This window comes from Actinomadura sp. NPDC023710 (assembly GCF_040639875.1).
GTDB classification, from domain to species: Bacteria; Actinomycetota; Actinomycetes; order Streptosporangiales; family Streptosporangiaceae; genus Spirillospora; species Spirillospora citrea.
The window spans coordinates 78,807-94,865 of the sequence record NZ_JBFAGB010000038.1 but is presented as its reverse complement, the minus strand read 5'-3'; the positions used below and the strand labels follow the sequence as shown (position 1 = coordinate 94,865).

16 protein-coding genes are annotated in these 16,059 nt (G+C 74.3%); 6 read left to right on the top strand and 10 right to left on the bottom strand.

Going from position 1 to position 16,059, the window contains the following annotated elements; genetic code table 11:
* Positions 1-109: 109 nt before the first annotated feature.
* Together AB0H37_RS34685 and AB0H37_RS34680 are read left to right on the top strand one after the other, a co-directional pair.
* Entirely contained in the window at positions 110-1,252 is a 1,143-nt protein-coding gene (locus AB0H37_RS34685; protein WP_179833179.1) for a Gfo/Idh/MocA family oxidoreductase, read from the top strand.
* Positions 1,249-2,253, top strand: coding sequence for a sugar phosphate isomerase/epimerase family protein (locus AB0H37_RS34680; RefSeq protein WP_360616944.1), 1,005 nt, complete (start codon positions 1,249-1,251; stop codon positions 2,251-2,253). The genes AB0H37_RS34685 and AB0H37_RS34680 overlap by 4 nt, the downstream gene beginning before the upstream one ends.
* Before the next feature lie 20 nt (positions 2,254-2,273).
* On the opposite strand, the gene AB0H37_RS34675 is transcribed toward AB0H37_RS34680, so the two are convergent.
* Positions 2,274-3,125 carry an LLM class F420-dependent oxidoreductase gene (locus tag AB0H37_RS34675; protein ID WP_360616943.1) on the bottom strand — a complete coding sequence of 284 codons (852 nt, stop codon included), beginning with the start codon at positions 3,123-3,125 and terminating at the stop codon, positions 2,274-2,276.
* A gap of 65 nt (positions 3,126-3,190) precedes the next feature.
* On the opposite strand from AB0H37_RS34675, the gene AB0H37_RS34670 reads away from it, so the two are divergent.
* A complete protein-coding gene (locus AB0H37_RS34670; RefSeq protein ID WP_179278991.1) occupies positions 3,191-3,676 on the top strand; it encodes a MarR family transcriptional regulator in 486 nt (161 codons plus the stop codon).
* A 9-nt stretch (positions 3,677-3,685) separates the two neighbouring features.
* Here AB0H37_RS34670 and AB0H37_RS34665 read toward each other — a convergent pair whose 3' ends face one another.
* The 3 genes from AB0H37_RS34665 to AB0H37_RS34655 form a co-directional block, all read right to left on the bottom strand.
* Positions 3,686-4,384: a cupin domain-containing protein gene (locus AB0H37_RS34665; protein ID WP_329094318.1), complete on the bottom strand. Its 699-nt coding sequence runs from the start codon at positions 4,382-4,384 to the stop codon at positions 3,686-3,688.
* A gap of 9 nt (positions 4,385-4,393) precedes the next feature.
* Entirely contained in the window at positions 4,394-5,326 is a 933-nt protein-coding gene (locus AB0H37_RS34660) for an NADP-dependent oxidoreductase (protein ID WP_360616942.1), read from the bottom strand.
* A gap of 65 nt (positions 5,327-5,391) precedes the next feature.
* On the bottom strand, positions 5,392-5,976 hold the full coding sequence (locus tag AB0H37_RS34655; protein WP_360616941.1) for a Uma2 family endonuclease: 585 nt from the start codon (positions 5,974-5,976) through the stop codon (positions 5,392-5,394).
* Positions 5,977-6,182: 206 nt separating this feature from the next.
* Here AB0H37_RS34655 and AB0H37_RS34650 point away from each other — a divergent pair, with 206 nt between their 5' ends.
* Together AB0H37_RS34650 and AB0H37_RS34645 are read left to right on the top strand one after the other, a co-directional pair.
* Positions 6,183-6,746, top strand: a complete 564-nt coding sequence (locus AB0H37_RS34650) for a DUF1707 domain-containing protein (RefSeq protein WP_360616940.1) — start codon at positions 6,183-6,185, stop codon at positions 6,744-6,746.
* Between the two features lie 113 nt (positions 6,747-6,859).
* Positions 6,860-9,349 carry a hypothetical protein gene (locus tag AB0H37_RS34645; protein ID WP_360616939.1) on the top strand — a complete coding sequence of 830 codons (2,490 nt, stop codon included), beginning with the start codon at positions 6,860-6,862 and terminating at the stop codon, positions 9,347-9,349.
* A 230-nt stretch (positions 9,350-9,579) separates the two neighbouring features.
* Here AB0H37_RS34645 and AB0H37_RS34640 read toward each other — a convergent pair whose 3' ends face one another.
* The 4 genes from AB0H37_RS34640 to AB0H37_RS34625 form a co-directional block, all read right to left on the bottom strand.
* The gene (locus AB0H37_RS34640) at positions 9,580-9,765 is read right to left on the bottom strand and encodes a hypothetical protein (RefSeq protein ID WP_179833185.1); all 186 of its coding nucleotides are present in this window, start codon (positions 9,763-9,765) and stop codon (positions 9,580-9,582) included.
* A 148-nt stretch (positions 9,766-9,913) separates the two neighbouring features.
* Positions 9,914-11,761 (bottom strand): endonuclease/exonuclease/phosphatase, encoded by a 1,848-nt coding sequence (locus AB0H37_RS34635; RefSeq protein WP_360616938.1) that lies wholly within the window; start codon positions 11,759-11,761, stop codon positions 9,914-9,916.
* A gap of 128 nt (positions 11,762-11,889) precedes the next feature.
* On the bottom strand, positions 11,890-12,978 hold the full coding sequence (locus AB0H37_RS34630) for a Zn-dependent alcohol dehydrogenase (protein WP_360616937.1): 1,089 nt from the start codon (positions 12,976-12,978) through the stop codon (positions 11,890-11,892).
* Between the two features lie 75 nt (positions 12,979-13,053).
* The gene (locus tag AB0H37_RS34625) at positions 13,054-13,245 is read right to left on the bottom strand and encodes a ferredoxin (RefSeq protein ID WP_179833187.1); all 192 of its coding nucleotides are present in this window, start codon (positions 13,243-13,245) and stop codon (positions 13,054-13,056) included.
* A gap of 238 nt (positions 13,246-13,483) precedes the next feature.
* Here AB0H37_RS34625 and AB0H37_RS34620 point away from each other — a divergent pair, with 238 nt between their 5' ends.
* Positions 13,484-14,140, top strand: coding sequence for a class I SAM-dependent methyltransferase (locus AB0H37_RS34620; protein WP_360616945.1), 657 nt, complete (start codon positions 13,484-13,486; stop codon positions 14,138-14,140).
* 40 nt (positions 14,141-14,180) lie between these two features.
* Here AB0H37_RS34620 and AB0H37_RS34615 read toward each other — a convergent pair whose 3' ends face one another.
* Complete coding sequence (locus AB0H37_RS34615) at positions 14,181-15,296, bottom strand: prenyltransferase (protein WP_179833188.1); 1,116 nt, start codon at positions 15,294-15,296, stop codon at positions 14,181-14,183.
* Positions 15,286-16,047 (bottom strand): methyltransferase domain-containing protein, encoded by a 762-nt coding sequence (locus AB0H37_RS34610; protein ID WP_329098358.1) that lies wholly within the window; start codon positions 16,045-16,047, stop codon positions 15,286-15,288. The genes AB0H37_RS34615 and AB0H37_RS34610 overlap by 11 nt, the downstream gene beginning before the upstream one ends.
* Positions 16,048-16,059 lie beyond the last annotated feature (12 nt).

Below are 16,059 nucleotides of genomic sequence, written 5' to 3'. Positions count from 1 at the left end.
GGCTGGTGTGCGCGTCGATGTCGGCGCCCGCCCCCCGGAGGGCGGGCGCGCCGGTCCTCCGGGGGGCCGGGGGCCGCCCCGGAACACGACACAGAGAGGTGAGCTGAACATGACGACCGTCGGAGTCGGGATGGTCGGGCACGCGTTCATGGGACGCGCCCACTCCCAGGCGTGGCGCAGCGTGGGGCCGTTCTTCGGACCGCCGCTGACGCCCGTCATGACCGCCCTGGCAGGACGTTCCGCCGATCGCGCCCGCGCCGCCGCCGACGCGCTCGGCTGGGCGTCGGTGGAGACCGACTGGAAGGAGCTGCTCCGCCGCGACGACGTCCAGCTCGTCGACATCTGCACGCCGGGCGACAGCCACGCCGAGATCGCGGTCGCCGCGCTCGACGCGGGCAAGCACGTCCTGTGCGAGAAGCCGCTCGCCAACTCCGTCGCGGAGGCCGAGGCGATGGCCGCCGCCGCGGAGCGGGCGCGCGAGCGCGGCGTCCGGTCGATGGTCGGGTTCAACTACCGGCGCGTCCCCGCCGTCACCCTGGCCCGCAGGCTGGTGGACGAGGGCCGCATCGGCGCCGTCCGGCACGTCCGGGCCCAGTACCTGCAGGACTGGCTGGCCGACCCGCGGGCGCCGTTCACCTGGCGGATGGACCGCGACCGGGCCGGGACGGGCGCGCTCGGCGACATCGGCGCGCACATCATCGACACCGCGCAGTTCATCACCGGGCAGAACCTCGTCGGGGTGTCGGCGCTGCTGGACACGTTCGTCCCGGAACGCCCGGTCCCCGGCGGCGGGACGGCGCGCGTCACCGTGGACGACGCGGCCCTGTTCGTCGGGCGCACCGACGGGGGCGCGCTCGCCTCGTTCGAGGCCACCCGGTTCGCCACCGGCCGCAAGAACGCGCTGCGGATCGAGGTCAGCGGCTCCTCCGGCGCCCTGGCGTTCGACCTGGAGTCGCTGAACGAGCTGTGGTTCTACGACCGCGACGAGGACGACGCGACCGCCGGTTTCCGCAGGATCGTCGTCACCGAGCCCGTCCACCCGTACACGGACCGGTGGTGGCCGCCCGGCCACATGCTGGGCTACGAGCACACGTTCACCCACCAGGCCGCCGACCTGCTCACCGCGATCGCGGACGGCACCGACCCGCGCCCGTCGTTCGCCGACGGCCTGCAGGTGCAGCGCGTCCTCGCCGCGGTCGCCGGCAGCGCGGAGTCACGGTGCTGGGTCGACGTCGAAGGGAGCGAGTCATGACACGACCGGTCACGCTGTTCACCGGACAGTGGGCGGACCTGCCGTTCGAGGAGGTCTGCCGGCTGGCGTCCGGCTGGGGCTACGAGGGCCTGGAGATCGCCTGCTGGGGCGACCACTTCGAGGTCGACAAGGCCCTCGCCGACGACGGCTACGTCCCGCGCAAGCTGGAGACGCTCGCCAAGCACGACCTCAAGGTGTGGGCGATCTCCAACCACCTCGTCGGGCAGGCCGTCTGCGACAACCCCGACGAGCGGCACCAGGCGATCCTGCCCGAGCGGATCTGGGGCGACGGCGAGCCCGAGGGCGTCCGCGGGCGCGCCGCCGCCGAGATCATGGACACCGCCCGCGCCGCCGCGCGGCTCGGCGTCGACACGGTGGTCGGGTTCACCGGCTCCTCGATCTGGCACACGGTCGCGATGTTCCCGCCCACCCCCGAGGCGATGGTGGAGCGCGGCTACGCCGACTTCGCCGAACGCTGGAACCCGATCCTGGACGTGTTCGACGAGGTCGGCGTGCGGTTCGCGCACGAGGTGCACCCGAGCGAGATCGCCTACGACTACTGGACGACCGTCCGGACGCTGGAGGCGATCGGGCACCGTCCCGCCTTCGGGCTGAACTTCGACCCGTCCCACTTCGTGTGGCAGGAGCTCGACCCGGTCGGCTTCCTGTTCGACTTCCGCGACCGGATCTACCACGTCGACTGCAAGGACACCAAGGTCCGCACGGGCGACGGCCGCCGCGGGCGCCTGTCGTCCCACCTGCCTTGGGCGGACCTGCGGCGGGGCTGGGACTTCATCTCCACCGGCCGCGGCGACGTCCCGTGGGAGGACGTCTTCCGCGCCCTCAACGCGATCGGCTACGCCGGCCCGATCTCGGTCGAGTGGGAGGACGCCGGAATGGACCGCCTCCAAGGCGCCCCCGAGGCCCTGCAGTTCGTCCGCGCCCTCAACACCATGGAACCCCCCACCACCGCATTCGATTCGGCGTTCTCCTCCGAGTGAGCCTGCGGTGTGCCGTTTCCTCAGAGGGCGGGGCGGGCGCCTAGGGTGCGGGGGGCGTGGGCGGTCACGAAGCTCTCCAGCTCGGATGCCGTGACGCCCATGGGCGGGACGACGATGAGCCGGTCCGCGCCCAGCTCCGCGTAGTCGCGGACGGACCCGGCGTCCGGGAGGCGGGGCGGGCTGATCGAGACGTGCAGGGGATCGCGGCCCGCCTCGGCGGTGAAGGTCCGCAGCCGTGCGATCGTCTCCGCGGCGGCCCGGCGTCCGAGCATCCACCCGTACCAGCCGTCGGCGTGCCGGGCGGCCCGGCGCAGCGCCGCGGGGCTGTGGCCGCCCGCCACGACGGGGATCGGACGCTGCACGGGCCGGGGGTGGGCGTCCACGCCCGCGAAGTCGACGTGGCGGCCGTGGAAGGCCGGTTCGTCGTCGTACCAGAGGGACCGCATCGCCGCGAGGTACTCGTCGGCGCGGGCTCCGCGCCCTTCCGGCGGGACGCCGACCGCGCGCATCTCCGGCTCCAGGTATCCGGCGGCCATGCCGAAGACGAGCCTGCCCCGGCTGAGCACGTCGAGGCTGGCGAGCTGCTTGGCGAGGACCAGCGGGTTGCGCTGCGGCAGGACGACGACGCCGGTGCCGAGCGCGATGCGCTCGGTGCGGCCGGCGAGGTGGGCGAGGGCGATCAGCGGGTCCAGGAAGGGCGCGTCCGGCTCGGCGGGGGAGGGCGCGACGCGGGGGCGCGGCAGCACGACGTGGTCGCCGGCCCAGACCGAGTCGTAACCGAGGTCCTCGGCCAGGGCGGCGATCCGGGCGGCGACGTGCGGATCGGCGCAGGCGTGCAGGTTGACGGCGAAGAGCCCGAGAGTAGGTGCCATTCAGAGATAATCGAACTTTTCTATGATCGAGTCAACCGATGGTCGAACGGATATACCCTGCTGCCATGGCGGAGGGTTCCATGCGCGACGGGCTGCCGGAGGGGCTCGCGGCCCTGGCGGGCTTCCAGCTGTCCAAGTGCGGGTGGTGGCTGGAGCAGCGGCTGGAGGAGGAGCTGGAGCCGCTCGGGATCCGGGTGCGGCACTTCCTGGTGCTGGCGATGCTCAGCACGTCCGAGACGCTGTCGCAGCAGGAGATGGCCGACTACCTGCTGCTCGATCCCACGCTGATGGTCGGGCTCGTGGACGACCTGGAGGCGCGCGGCCTCTGCGAACGCGCCCGCGACCCGCGCGACCGGCGGCGGTACCGCGTCCGCATCACCGAGGACGGCCGCGCCCTGCACCGGCGGGCCCGCGCCCTGGCCGACGCGGTGGGCGCGGACGTCTTCGGCCCGCTGTCGGACGGCGAGCTGAGCATCGTGGTCCGGGCGATCGGCCGGGTCATGGAGCCGTTCTGGGCCGAGCAGGCGGTGCGCCCGCGCCGCAAGCGGTGAGGCCCGCGGTCAGGGGAGGGCGCGGAAGTCGGCGAAGTCGAAGCCGGGGGAGACGACGCAGCTGACCAGGACCTCCTCGTCCCCGGCCGGGCGGGCGGCCTGCCAGGCGCCGGGCGGGACGATGGCCTGCGGCACCTGCCCGCCCGCCACGTCCGCGCCGAGCGTGACGGTCTCGGGCGTCCGCGACGGCCGGTCGCCGTCCCCGCCGAGGAGCAGCGTCAGCGGGCCCCCGGAGTGCCACAGCCACAGCTCCGCCGACCGGACGGCGTGCCAGATCGACTCCTCGCCGGGCGGCAGCAGGAAGTAGATCGCGGTGGCGGCCGCCCGCTCGCCCGGGTAGCCGTCCGGCGTGAACGCCGCGTCCGACCGCCACGTCTCGCGGTACCAGCCGCCCTCCGGGTGCGGCAGCAGGTCCAGCGCCTCGGCGGTCGCCGGCCTGTCCAGGACCGCGACGTGCCGGCCGTCGGGGCCGCGCCGCAGGTAGCGGACGCGGGAGGCGGTCGTGCGGTCGATCACGCCGCGCGCCGGCACGGCGCCGGGGGCCGGGTCCAGGGTGACGGCGACGAGCAGGCCGCCGGTGAACTCCCGGTCGGCGACGGCCAGCAGCCCGGGTTCGTCGTCCGGCGCCCACACGGCCCCCGCCTCCCGCAGGACGAAACGGGGATCGGACCGGGCCCGCCAGGCGTCGAGCGTCGTGAGCAGCAGCACGCTCCGAGCCTAGACCGTCAGGACGATCTTGCCGGTGACGCGGCCGGTCTCGCCGCGCTCGTGCGCCCTCGCCGCCTCCTCCAGCGGGAAGACCGAGTCGATCTCGGCGCGCAGCTCCCCGGCCTCGGCGAGCGCGGCGATCCGCGTCAGCGCGTGGTGGTCGGGCTCGACGAGCAGGGTCTCCGCGCGGACGTCGGCGGCGTCCATGTCGGTGAGCCTGCTGAGGACGAGCGACACCAGCGTCCCGCCCGGCCGCAGCACCCGCAGCGAGCGCGGCCCGTAGTCGCCGCCGATCGTGTCGAGCACGATGTCGGCGTCCTCGACGACGTCCGCGAAGTCGACGGCGCGGTAGTCGATCGCCTCGTCCACGCCGAGCTCGCGCAGGAAGGCGTGCTTGCCTTCGCTCGCCGTCCCGATCACGTAGGCGCCGTGCGCCTTGGCGATCTGCACCGCCAGATGCCCGACCCCGCCCGCCGCCGCATGGATCAGCACCCGCCGGCCCCTGCGCACCCCGGCGGTGTCGACCAGCGCCTGCCAGGCGGTCAGCGCGGCCAGCGGCAGGGCCCCGGCCTGCACATGGTCGAGGGCGGACGGCTTGGCGGCGAACGTCCGGGACGGCGCCGCGACGTACTCGGCGTGGGAACCGGCCCCGAACGGATACCGGAGCATCCCGAAGACCTCGTCGCCCGGCTTGTGCAGCGTCACGCCCACGCCGACCTTCTCCACCACGCCGGAGACGTCCCAGCCCAGGGTGAACGGGGGATCGCCGAGGAAACCGCCGCCCGCCCGGTGCTTCCAGTCGGTGGGGTTCACCCCCGCCGCCCGCACCCGGACCAGCACTTCCGTGGGCCCCGGTTCCGGCCGCTCGACCTCGACCACCCCGAGCACCTCGGGCCCGCCGAGGACGTCCTGCCGGACCGCGCGCATTTTCTCGGTGCGCATCTTTTCGGTGCGCATTCTTTCGGTGCGAGTCTTCTCCGTCATGGGACGTAGAACCGCGCCGCCGGCTAGTCCATTTCGGAGAGGCGCGCCGGGTCGAAGGAGATCGGGTAGGGGCGGTCCAGGGTGACGGTCTCGCCGGAGCGCGCCTTGCCGGCCACCTCGTAGCGGCCCTCTTGGAGCTCCAGCAGGGTGACGGCGGGACGCGGCTCCAGGTCGACGAGCCAGTAGTGCGGGATGCCGGTCGCGGCGTACTCCTCCACCTTGCGGACGCGGTCGATCTGCTCGTTGACCGTGCGCGGAGTGACGACCTCGGCGACCAGGAGGAGGTCGGGGCCGTAGTAGGTGCGGGTCTGGCGTTCGAGCGCCGCGCGGGCCACGTCCCGGGCGACGACGAAGACGTCCGGCTTGCGGACGCCCGCCGGGGTCGTGACGTCCTGCGGCGCGCCGGCGACGTGCACGTCGGCGTCCGCCTGCCGGGCCGCCTCCTTCAGGACCGTCTTGAGCTGCACGGCCGCGTGGTCGTGCCACACGTCGCCCGGCAGCTCGTTGAGCCAGCCGTCGGCGAGCTCGTAGCGGCGGCCCTCCTCAGGGAGCGCGTCCAGGTCGTACAGCGTGTACGGACCGTGCGCACGGCCGACCGTCCCGCCCATGGACCGTCCCCCCTCACCTCGATGAACGGGCTGATCCGAATCTACTGGACGGCCGTCCGGAAAGGGCGCAGCCATGATCGCGCGTCGGGATGCGGACGAATGTCTCGAAAGCCGAGCGGCGGCGAGTTAAGATACATCGCGTCTTGACCCTCCAGCCGCTGGAGGGGCCAGGCTGTCGAGGCGGAAACGCCCGAAGGAGAGATGCGATGAGCGTCGAGCAAGACCGCGCCGCGCCCGCCGTGCGCGCCTCGGACCGCGACCGTGACGAGCTGCTCGTCCGGCTCCACACGGCCTTCGCCGAGGGGCGGCTGAGCGAAGCCGAGCTGGACGAGCGCATCGAGCTGGCGCTGGCGGCGCGCACCTACGACGACCTGGGCGCGCTGGTCGCCGACCTGCCGGCCGGGAAGGTCGCCCGCGAGGAGAGCGGGAAGGCGCCCGCCGGCCGGTTCCAGGTCGCCTACAAGGGGTCGGTGGCGAAGGCCGGGCGCTGGCGGCTGCCCGAACGGTTCACCACCGTCGTCTACAAGGGGACGGGCCTGCTCGACCTTCGTGACGCCGACCTGGACGGGGAGGTCACGACCCTGTGGGTGCTCGCCTACAAGTCCACCGTGCAGATCATCGTTCCGCCGGGAGTGCGCGTGGAGGCGGACGGCGTGGGCGTGTCCACCGAGGTCCACGGCGCCCCTCCGAGCGGGGCGCCGGTCCTGCGCGTCAAGGGCTACGCCTACAAGGGAGCGATCGAAGCGAAAGATCGGCCATCTCGGGCGTGAGGTGATAGAACGCTCCCGCGGCCCCCATCGGCCGCCGTTCACGCGGATGTCAGTACAAGGGGCCCCGTGGCGCGATTTGATGGTGACTCGACAGGGACCGTGAAGGAGCGCGTGTGACGGCGAGGACCCCGGAGCAGCACGAGGCCCGGCGGACGGCCGAGGACGGCCCGGCGGACTCCCGCCACGTGCGGCGGCGCCTCACCTTCGGTGTCGCGGGCGACCTCGCGGACATGCCGGCCGCCCGGTCGCCCTGGCAGCGCGCCTACGAGGCGTGGCGGTCCGCCGGGCTGGACTGGGGCCACGGCGCCCCGTCCCGGGAGGCCGCGCCGCGGCCCGCGAGCCGCAACGCCGTCCGTGCGGAGTCTCCGGCGCAGGCGCCCGCGCGGCCGAGGCCCCCCGCGCCCGCGCAGCCGAAGCCGGTGCGGCCGCGACCGGTGAAGCCCGACCCGCACGACGTCCTGGTCGCCGGTCCGCCCAAGGCGCGGCCCCGGCCCCGGCCGGCGATGCGGTCCGGGCCGACGCGGCGGCTGCGCGCGCGTGCCGCGGTCGCGGCCGGGCTCGCCGTGGTCGCCGGCGGCGCGATCTTCGCGGTGTCCCGGGGCGACGACGGACGGGCCGAGCAGGGCGTCCCCGGGCCGGTCGCGGCGGACCGGCTGTTCGCCCCCGATCCCGCCGCCACGAGCGACGGGCTCGTCCAGGACCTCACGACCATCGCCTCCGCGGGCGGGACCGTCGTCGCGGCGGGCACCGAGGGCGACGGCGTCCCCGGCCGGGAGCGGGCCCGTTTCCTGGTCTCCGCCGACGCGGGGCGCTCCTGGTCTCTCGCGGCGCTGCGCTCGGCGGACGGCTCCGCCGTCCCTCCCGGCGACACCCCGCGCCTGGTCGACGGCGGCGCGGGTCGCTGGGCGGCGCTCGGCAGCTCCTCCGCAGGCGCCGTGACGGCGTGGACGAGCCAGGACGCCGCGACCTGGACGCGCCGCCCGCCCGCGGCGGGCTTCACGCCGTCCGACCAGGTGAACGACCTGGCCCGCACCGGTCAGGGTTTCGTCGCGGTGGGCGCGTCCGGCGGCCGCGCGGTGGCCTGGAGCTCGGCGGACGGGCGCGCGTGGCAGCGCGTCGACGGCATCCCGGGGGTCATCGCCCTCGACCGCGTCGCGGCGTCCGGGAACGCGGTCGTGGTCCACGGAACGTACGGCAAGAGGATCACCCAGAAGCGGGGCAAGAAGAAGGTCACGCGGACCGTGCGGACCGACGGCCTCTGGCGGTCCACCGACGGCGGCCGGACGTGGGCGCTCGTCGGCGTCCCGCAGGCGCAGGGCTCGTACGGGCCGGCGAAGGGCCTGGCGGTCGGCCCCGGCGGGTTCGCGACCGTCCGCGAGGGCAGGCGGACGACCGGCCGCAAGAAGCATCGCAGGACGACGCGCTTCGGCGTCCTGTTCACCTCGGCGGACGGCGGCAGGTGGCAGGCCGCGGGCCGGTTCGGCGGCGCCGGCATCGAGCGCTTCGACGGCACCCCCTCGGGCCTCGCCGTCATCGTCCAGGGTGCGAAGGGCGCGCGTACCGTGCTGCGCAGCGCGGACGGCCGCACCTGGCAGCCGGGAGGCACCATCGCGGCGCCGGTGCGCAGCAGCGGCCTGACGGTCGCCGACGGGAAGATCGCCGTCTCCGGGCGGCAGGGCGACGACGGCTACCTGTTCGGCGTGGACCTGCGCACCGTCCCGGGCGCCGTCCACCCGGAGCGCTCGGTCAGGTCGCTGGCCGCGGGGCCGGGCCTGTCCGTCGCGGTGGGCAGCACCAACGGCAACGCGGCGATCTGGACGGCCCCCGACGGCCGCGCGTGGAAGCGCGCCGGGTTCCCCGCCACGGCCGGCCTGCTGTCCGACACCGTTCACGGCGGGCGCGGCTGGCTGGCCGTCGGCCGCGTGTCGGGCACGTCCCCCGGCCCCCTCGCGCTGACCTCGCAGGACGGGCTCACCTGGCAGAAGCCCGAGTTCCCGGCGGGCCCGCCGCCGGTGGCCGCAGCCGCCGGCCCGTCCGGCTACGTCGCGGTCGGGACCGGCGTGGCCTGGCGCTCGGCCGACCTGCGCACCTGGAGCCGCGCGGGCCTGGACGGCGCCCCGGCCGACGTGACCGCCACGAGCAGGGCCTACGCGGCGGTCGGCGGACGCGGCAAGGTGCCCGCGGCCTGGACGTCCCCGGACGGCCTCACCTGGACCGCCGCCAAGCTTCCGCCCGGCCTCACCGCTCCGCTCGCCCAGGTCGCCGCCAAGGGCGACACCCTGGTCGCCATCGCCGGCGGCGCGGCCGCGCTGGTGTCCACCGACGCCGGCGCGACGTGGACGCGGCGCGACCTCGGTCCCGGCCTGACCGCCACCGCCATCGCGGCGACGCCCGGCGGTTTCGTCGCGGCGGCCTCCGCGAAGGACGACGCGGCCGTCCTGACGTCACCCGACGGCATGAACTGGCGGCGCGTCGCCGTCCCCGGTCTCACCGGCCCCGGTGAACAGCGGCTCACGGCCCTGACCGCCATGGGCTCCACCATCCTGGCGACCGGCACCGACGCGGACGCCCCGATTCTCCTGCGCGCCCCCGCCCTCAGGTGAGCACGGGGTGCGCGGCGGTCAGCCGTTGCAGCCGCAGGAGCAGCCCTTCGCGCACGAGCATCCGCCGCCATGTCCGCAACTGCAGTCCTTTTTCGTCATGAGCGGAAAGTAACCTTTGCCGCACTTGCGGTCTATGGCCGAGTGGCGACGTGCACCTGTCGACAAGGACACGGGCCGTCCCTCTGCGGGGGAGAGGGACGGCCCGTGCCCGGTTCGGGGGACGTGGGGGCTCAGAAGTTGATGTGGAAGTCCACACCGAGCAGGACGAGGATCCAGAGGAAGATGGCCAGCACCGCGCTGACGATCTTCTCGACCAGGCCCTCGGTGATGTAGCCGCGGTCCCAGGCGATGAACACGCCGATGATCAGGTAGATGAGGCCGAGGATGCTGATGTGCGGCCGATATCGGGTCGCCATGGAAGGCGTCTCCTCCCGGTGGGGGGTTGTGCCGATCGGACGCTGCCCCGCCGGTCAGGAGAAAAACCCCGGAGGTATTCCGGACCTAACCATGACGCTACTTTCGGCATCTCCCAAATTCGGGAAACCTATCGGCCGTCACCGACCGCTACCGGCCGGTCACCGCGATGCGGACGACCGTGGGGTCGCGGTCGCCCGCGCGGTCGGCGAACTCCGCGCTGCGGTGCACCACGTCGAACTCGTGCCGGTTCCGGCGCAGCGACGGGCTCAGCAGGATGTGGTCGAGGTCCTCGGCATTGCCGCCGGTCACCGCCGTGTAGCGGTCGCCCGCGGGCAACTCCGCGGGAAGGTCGACGAGCCCCGCGCCCTGGGCGAGGGTGCGGACGGGGGCGGAGGTCCCGCGGTCGCCGAGGTCGCCCGCCACGATCACGCGGGCCCGCGCGTCCACCTTCCGGACGGAGTTCACGAAGCCCGCGACCACGCGGGCCTGCGCGTCCCGGCGCCACTGGGTGGGCTGGGACGGCGGCTGGCTGCGCCCGAACAGCGGCTGGTCGTCGCCGGTGCGGGGGAACCACTGGTTCGCGACGACGATGATGCGGCGGCCCCGCCAGGTCAGCTCCCCGGCGATCGGCTTGCGGGCGCCGGCCCACGCGGCGTCGCCCGGCGCGATCCGGCCGGGGCTCAGCGTGAGCCCCGCCGCGCCGCCGCGCGGGACGGCCCTGACCGGCGTGACCGCCGGGTCGGGCCGCGCGGGCGGATCGTCGGGGACGGGGTCGGCCAGCGACGGGCGGTCGACGAACGAGAGCCCGCGGTCGGTGCGGAACAGGAACCCCACCCGGTCGTTGGCGCCCTTGCGCCCGCCGTCGGCGTTGTCGCGCGGGTCGACCGAGCGCCAGTCGTAGGGTGGGCCGCCCGCCGCGCTGATCGCCGTGATCAGCTGCGCGACGCTCTGGTCGTCGGCGACGGTGCCGTCGTCGTCGGCGCCGCTGTTGTCGCCGAGGCCGCTCACCGCGACGAGGTCGGGGGAGCGCAGGCCGTCCACGATGTCGCGCGCCGCGGCGTCGAACCGCGCGGCCGGGGCGTCGGGGTTCAGCCCGGCCAGCCCGGCGGTGGCGACGGCGAGTTCGCCGGGGCGCTGCGCCCGGGTCGCCTCGCGGGTGAGCCCGCCGGCGGCGCGCCGCGGCGTCGCGGTGAGCAGCAGCTTGTAGTCGCCGTAGGAGTAGTCGAGGACCCCGGCGTTCGCGCCGGGCAGCCGGTCGCCGACGTCCATGCCGGGCAGCGGGGCGAGCGCGTCGTCGAGGATGACCCGCTCCGGGTTGGCGTCGCCGTCGCGCAGCAGGACGCCGCCGCGCGCCGTCCGCGGCTTGGCGCCGGCGCCCCCGGAGGGCAGCACGGGCAGCTCGCCGTCGCGGGACGGCCCGGCCGCGACGGCGTCGCGGAGCTCGATCCGCATGCCTTCGAGGGCCTCGTAGAAGTCCAGGGCGTCACGGCGGGTGTCGAACGCGCCGCCGCGCTCCACGTTCCCCAGCCCGTGGTCGACCACGCCCGGCGGCCTGAGCCCGCCCGCGCCGAGCACCAGGGCGGGCGGCGGCTTCCCGTGCGCGTCGACCGTGGTCGCGGTGGCGTCGATCTCCGTCCGGGTCAGCCCGCCGGAGGCGCCGCCGCCCGGCCGGAACTCGCTGACCCTGCCGTCCACCCGGACCGCGTCGCCGACCGCCGCCCGCGGCCGGTCGCGGGTGAAGACGAAGACGCCCTCGGACGTCGCGGCGCTCCTGTCGGGACGCGGGTCCTGCATCCAGAAGCCGTTGGCGGTCACCGCCGTCACGACGCCCGGGACCCGGGCGACCGCGAACCCGTTCAGGGGCGAGAGGTGCGCCGCGCCCTGAATGTTGTGAATTCGGACGACCCGAGGCGCGGCCTGCGCCGCCGAGGCCGGGAGAAGGGCGACCGAGAGCGCCGCCGTGACCGCGACCGGGAGCCACCGCAGACCGTGCACCAACCGCGCTCCATGACGACTCGCCGCCCGACCCGAACAGACAAGGATGATACGCGCCTGGAACACGCCCCCGCCCCGACCACGCGCCAACCCGGCGCCGCGATCGCGTCCGAATTCGCCCGCCGAGGCTAATCGAACACGACGACCTGGCGGATGACTTCGCCGTTGGTGAGGGCGCGGACGGCGTCGTTCAGGTCCTCGAAGGCGATCCGGCGGGTGATGAGGCTGTCGATGTCGAGCTTCCCGGCGCGCCACAGGTCGACGAACAGCGGGATGTCGCGCTTGAGGTCGCAGCCGCCGTACAGGGACGGCTTCAGGCTCTTGCCGTCGAACAGCAGCGCGAACGCCGTCTGGCTCCAGTTGTCGTCGGCGGCGCCGGCGCCCACGACGATGACGTCGCCGCCGCGCCGGGTCGTGTTCCACGCCGTGGTGATCGCCGCGGACTTGCCGACGACCTCGAAGGTGTAGTCGAAGCCCGCGCCGCCGGTGAGGAGCCCCTTGGTCTGCTCCAGGTCCTCCAGCGTCGCGGTGTGGGTCGCGCCGAACTGCTCGGCGATGGGGTGCTTGGCCTCGTTCGGGTCGATCGCCAGGATGGTCGACGCGCCCGCGATCTTGGCGCCCTGGATGACGGAGAGCCCGACGCCGCCCGCGCCGACCACCGCGACCTTGGAGCCCGGCGTGACCTTCGCCGTGTTGATCACGGCGCCGACGCCGGTGGGGATGCCGCAGCCGAGCAGGGCCGCGTACTCGAACGGGATGTCCTCCGCGATCTTGATCACACCGCGGCGGGGGAGCACGATCTCCTCCGCCCAGGTGCCGGTGCCCGCCATGCCGAACGCGGGGCTGCCGTCGCCGAGGGTGAACCCGGGGGTGGAGAACGACTGCGCGAGGTAGGTCATGCACAGGTACGGCTCGCCGCGCAGGCACTCGCCGCACTCGCCGCAGTCGGGCGTCCAGTTGACGACGACGTGGTCGCCCGGCCGGACGCCGGTCACCCGCTCGCCGACCTCCGCCACGACCCCGGCGCCCTCGTGGCCGATGACCGTCGGCATCGCGGACGGCAGCACGCCGGTCATGGTGGACAGGTCCGAGTGGCAGACCCCGGTCGCCTTGATCTGGACCTTGACCTGGTCGGGACCCGGATCGATCGTCGAGACGTCGTCGCGCAGGTCGAGTTCCTTGTCGCCGACCGCATGCAGTACCGCGGCGCGTGCCATGGCTGCCTCCACTGTGCCTGAGCTGTTGCCGGGGGGTCTGGGGTGGGTGAACGGGGACCGGGAGCAGCCGTCCGGCTACTCCTCCAGCGTCAGCGCGGCCTTCGGGCACGACCGCACCGCGTGGCGGACGCGGTCCTGCTCCTCGGGCGGGACGTCCGGCCGCAGGATCCGCAGCTCGTCATCGTCGTCGAGGTCGAAGACCTCGGGGGCGAGCCCGACGCACACGGCGTTCGCCTCGCACACCAGAGGGTCGACTCGTACTCTCATCGCTCTGCTCCGTTCGGGGGACTCACCCGTCAACCTACCGAATATCGTTCGGAAACGGGTGGCTCACCCCGAAAGTAGAACATGTTCCAGTCTGGTGCGGCAAGACTCCGCGTGAGACTCGCGTCTCATCCGGGCGATGTCGGATATGGTGCCCGGACGGAGGAGATCGATGACCCACACCAAGGCGTCCACCGGACCGGGGACGACCAGCCAGGACGTACCGCCGGCGGCACCGCCGATGCCCGCCGAGCTGCTGCGCGCCGCGCGCGGCGCCAGGGGCTTCATGCCGGACGCCGAGGGCCTCGCGCTGTACGAGACGGGCCTGGAGTACGGCGGCCGCCTGGCCGGGACAGGGCCCATGCTGGAGGTCGGCACCTACTGCGGCAAGTCCGCCGTGTACCTGGGGGCCGCCGCCAGGCAGGCGGGCACGGTCCTGGTCACCGTCGACCACCACCACGGCTCGGAGGAGAACCAGGCGGGCTGGGAGCACCACGACCCGTCCCTGGTCGACCCGTGCACCGGCCGGATGGACACCCTGCCCAAGTTCCGCACGACGATCGCCGCCGCCGGGCTGGAGGACGAGGTCGTCGCCGTCGTCGGGCAGTCCCGCACCGTCTCGGCGTTCTGGCGGACGCCGCTGGCGCTGCTGTTCATCGACGGCGGCCACGCCGAGGAGCACGCGCAGGGCGACTACGAGGGGTGGGCGCCGCACGTCGCCGCCGGCGGGGCCCTGGTGATCCACGACGTCTTCCCCGACCCCCGGGACGGCGGGCGGCCGCCGTACCACGTCTACCTGCGGGCGCTGGCGAGCGGCGCTTTCGAGGAGCGCCGGGCGGAGGGCTCGCTGCGCGTCCTGGAACGCGTCGGCGACGCCGACCCGCTCTCGCCCGCCTGACCCGCCCCGCCCGCGCAGGCGCCTGACCGGGGGAGCCCGGTCAGGCGCGGTTGGCGGCCGCGACGAGCGCGCAGCCGCACGCCAGCGGGTCGGACGCCTCGGACGGTCCGAGCGGCCGTCCCGCGATCTCCTTGAAGAGCCGGGAGCCGGGGGAGGCGTCCGCCAGCGCGTCCGCCGCCAGGACCACCGCCGCCGCCGTGTAGGTGGAACGGTCCCCGGGGAAGTGCCGCTCGTTCTCGAACTGCCAGCCCGTCCAGTACGAGCCGTCCTCGTGCCGGAGGTGCTGGATGGTGGTGAACAGCTCCAGCGCGCGGTCGCGGTCGCCCGCGGCGTCCAGCGCCAGCACCAGCTCGCAGCTCTCCGCCGCCGTCACCCACGGCTGGTCGGAGACGCAGCGGCAGCCGAGGCCCGGCACCACGAAGGTGTCCCAGGCCTCCTCGAAGCGGCGTGCCGCGTCCGCGCCGCGCACGGGGCCGCCGAGCACCGGGTAGTACCAGTCCATCGACCAGCGGCTCTTGTCGGCGAACGCCTCCGGATGCGCGGCCACCACGTGCCCGAGCTGGTCGGCGGCGAGCTCCCAGTCCGGCTGGTGCTCGCCGAGCCGCTCGGCCAGCGCGACCGCGCAGCGCAGCGACTGGTAGATCGACGAGCAGCCGGTCAGCAGCGCGTGGTCGGACGGCTCGCCGCTCTCGTGCCGGATCCAGATGATCTCGCCGCGCCCGGTCTGCAGCCCGAGCGTGAAGTCGATCGCCCGCCGGACCGCCGGCCACATGTGCCGGGCGAAGTCCTCGTCACCGGTCGTCAGCAGCTCGTGCCAGACGCCCACCGCGACGTAGGCGGCGTGGTTGGACTCCCCGCCCGGCTCGGTGACCTCGCCCAGCACCCATTTCGCGGGCCACGACCCGTCCGGGCGCTGGACGCCGCGCAGCCACTCGTAGGCCCGCCTGGCCTCGGCGCCGAGCCCGGCGACCGACAACGCCATGGCCGCCTCGACGTGGTTCCAGGCGTCCACGTGGCCGGGGACGCCGTGCGTCGGCGAGAACCACGGGATCGCGCCGGAGGCCTCCTGCTGCGCAGCGATGCTCCGCGCCGTGGCGACGACGTCGCCGGCGGTCAGGACTCCGGGAACCGAGGGCGGGGCGGTCTCAGACCGCATCCGCCGTCTCCCTGGCCGGGGCCGCCGGCGCGTCCGGTGCGGCGGGCTTGGCGAAGTAGACGACGACGCTCTTGCCGATCAGCGGGTTCATGACGCGCTCGGCCAGCCGGGTGGCGAGCGGCCGCTTCATGATGTCCCAGACGAGGATCTGGTGGTAGGCCTTGGCGAGCGGGTTGCCGTCGTTGTCCACGCCCACCGCGCACTTGATCCACCAGTAGGGGGCGTGCAGCCCGTGCGCGTGGTGGTGGCCGCCGACCCGGAAGCCGACCGACTTCAGCTTGGCCTCCAGCTCGGCGCGGGTGTAGATCCGCACGTGCCCGCCGGGGGCGGTGTGGTAGTCCTCGGACAGGGCCCAGCAGACCCGCTCGGGCAGCCAGCTCGGCACCGTCACCGCTAGCCTGCCGCCCGGCTTGAGGACGCGCAGCAGCTCGCGCATCGCCCGCATGTCGTCGGGGATGTGCTCCAGCACCTCCGACGCGACGATCGCGTCGAAGTGGTCGTCGGGGAACGGCAGGTCCAGCGCGTCGCCCTGCACGGTCTCGGCGGTCGCGTCCTCGGGCACCTGGCCTTCGAGGCGCATCGCCCCGAACATCTTGTCGACGCCGGACAGCTCACCGGCGTCCTGGTCGAAGGCCACGACGTGCGCACCCCGTCGGTACAGCTCGAAGGCGTGCCGTCCGGCGCCGCATCCCATGTCGAGGACGCGGTCTCCAGGGGAGACTCGGAACCGCTGGAAATCCACGGTCAGCAGGGTCGTGCTCCT

What these genes read in the sequence shown, in the direction of transcription:
- AB0H37_RS34655 (WP_360616941.1), bottom strand. Translation starts at nt 5,976, where the DNA reads ATGGGCGGGACGGTCGGCCGTGCGCACGGTCCGTACACGCTGTACGAC.
- AB0H37_RS34630 (WP_360616937.1), bottom strand. Translation starts at nt 12,978, where the DNA reads ATGGCACGCGCCGCGGTACTGCATGCGGTCGGCGACAAGGAACTCGAC.
- AB0H37_RS34625 (WP_179833187.1), bottom strand. Translation starts at nt 13,245, where the DNA reads ATGAGAGTACGAGTCGACCCTCTGGTGTGCGAGGCGAACGCCGTGTGC.
- AB0H37_RS34615 (WP_179833188.1), bottom strand. Translation starts at nt 15,296, where the DNA reads ATGCGGTCTGAGACCGCCCCGCCCTCGGTTCCCGGAGTCCTGACCGCC.
- AB0H37_RS34670 (WP_179278991.1), top strand. Translation starts at nt 3,191, where the DNA reads ATGGCGGAGGGTTCCATGCGCGACGGGCTGCCGGAGGGGCTCGCGGCC.
- AB0H37_RS34680 (WP_360616944.1), top strand. Translation starts at nt 1,249, where the DNA reads ATGACACGACCGGTCACGCTGTTCACCGGACAGTGGGCGGACCTGCCG.
- AB0H37_RS34640 (WP_179833185.1), bottom strand. Translation starts at nt 9,765, where the DNA reads ATGGCGACCCGATATCGGCCGCACATCAGCATCCTCGGCCTCATCTAC.
- AB0H37_RS34620 (WP_360616945.1), top strand. Translation starts at nt 13,484, where the DNA reads ATGCCCGCCGAGCTGCTGCGCGCCGCGCGCGGCGCCAGGGGCTTCATG.
- AB0H37_RS34685 (WP_179833179.1), top strand. Translation starts at nt 110, where the DNA reads ATGACGACCGTCGGAGTCGGGATGGTCGGGCACGCGTTCATGGGACGC.
- AB0H37_RS34660 (WP_360616942.1), bottom strand. Translation starts at nt 5,326, where the DNA reads ATGCGCACCGAGAAAATGCGCGCGGTCCGGCAGGACGTCCTCGGCGGG.
- AB0H37_RS34675 (WP_360616943.1), bottom strand. Translation starts at nt 3,125, where the DNA reads ATGGCACCTACTCTCGGGCTCTTCGCCGTCAACCTGCACGCCTGCGCC.
- AB0H37_RS34650 (WP_360616940.1), top strand. Translation starts at nt 6,183, where the DNA reads ATGAGCGTCGAGCAAGACCGCGCCGCGCCCGCCGTGCGCGCCTCGGAC.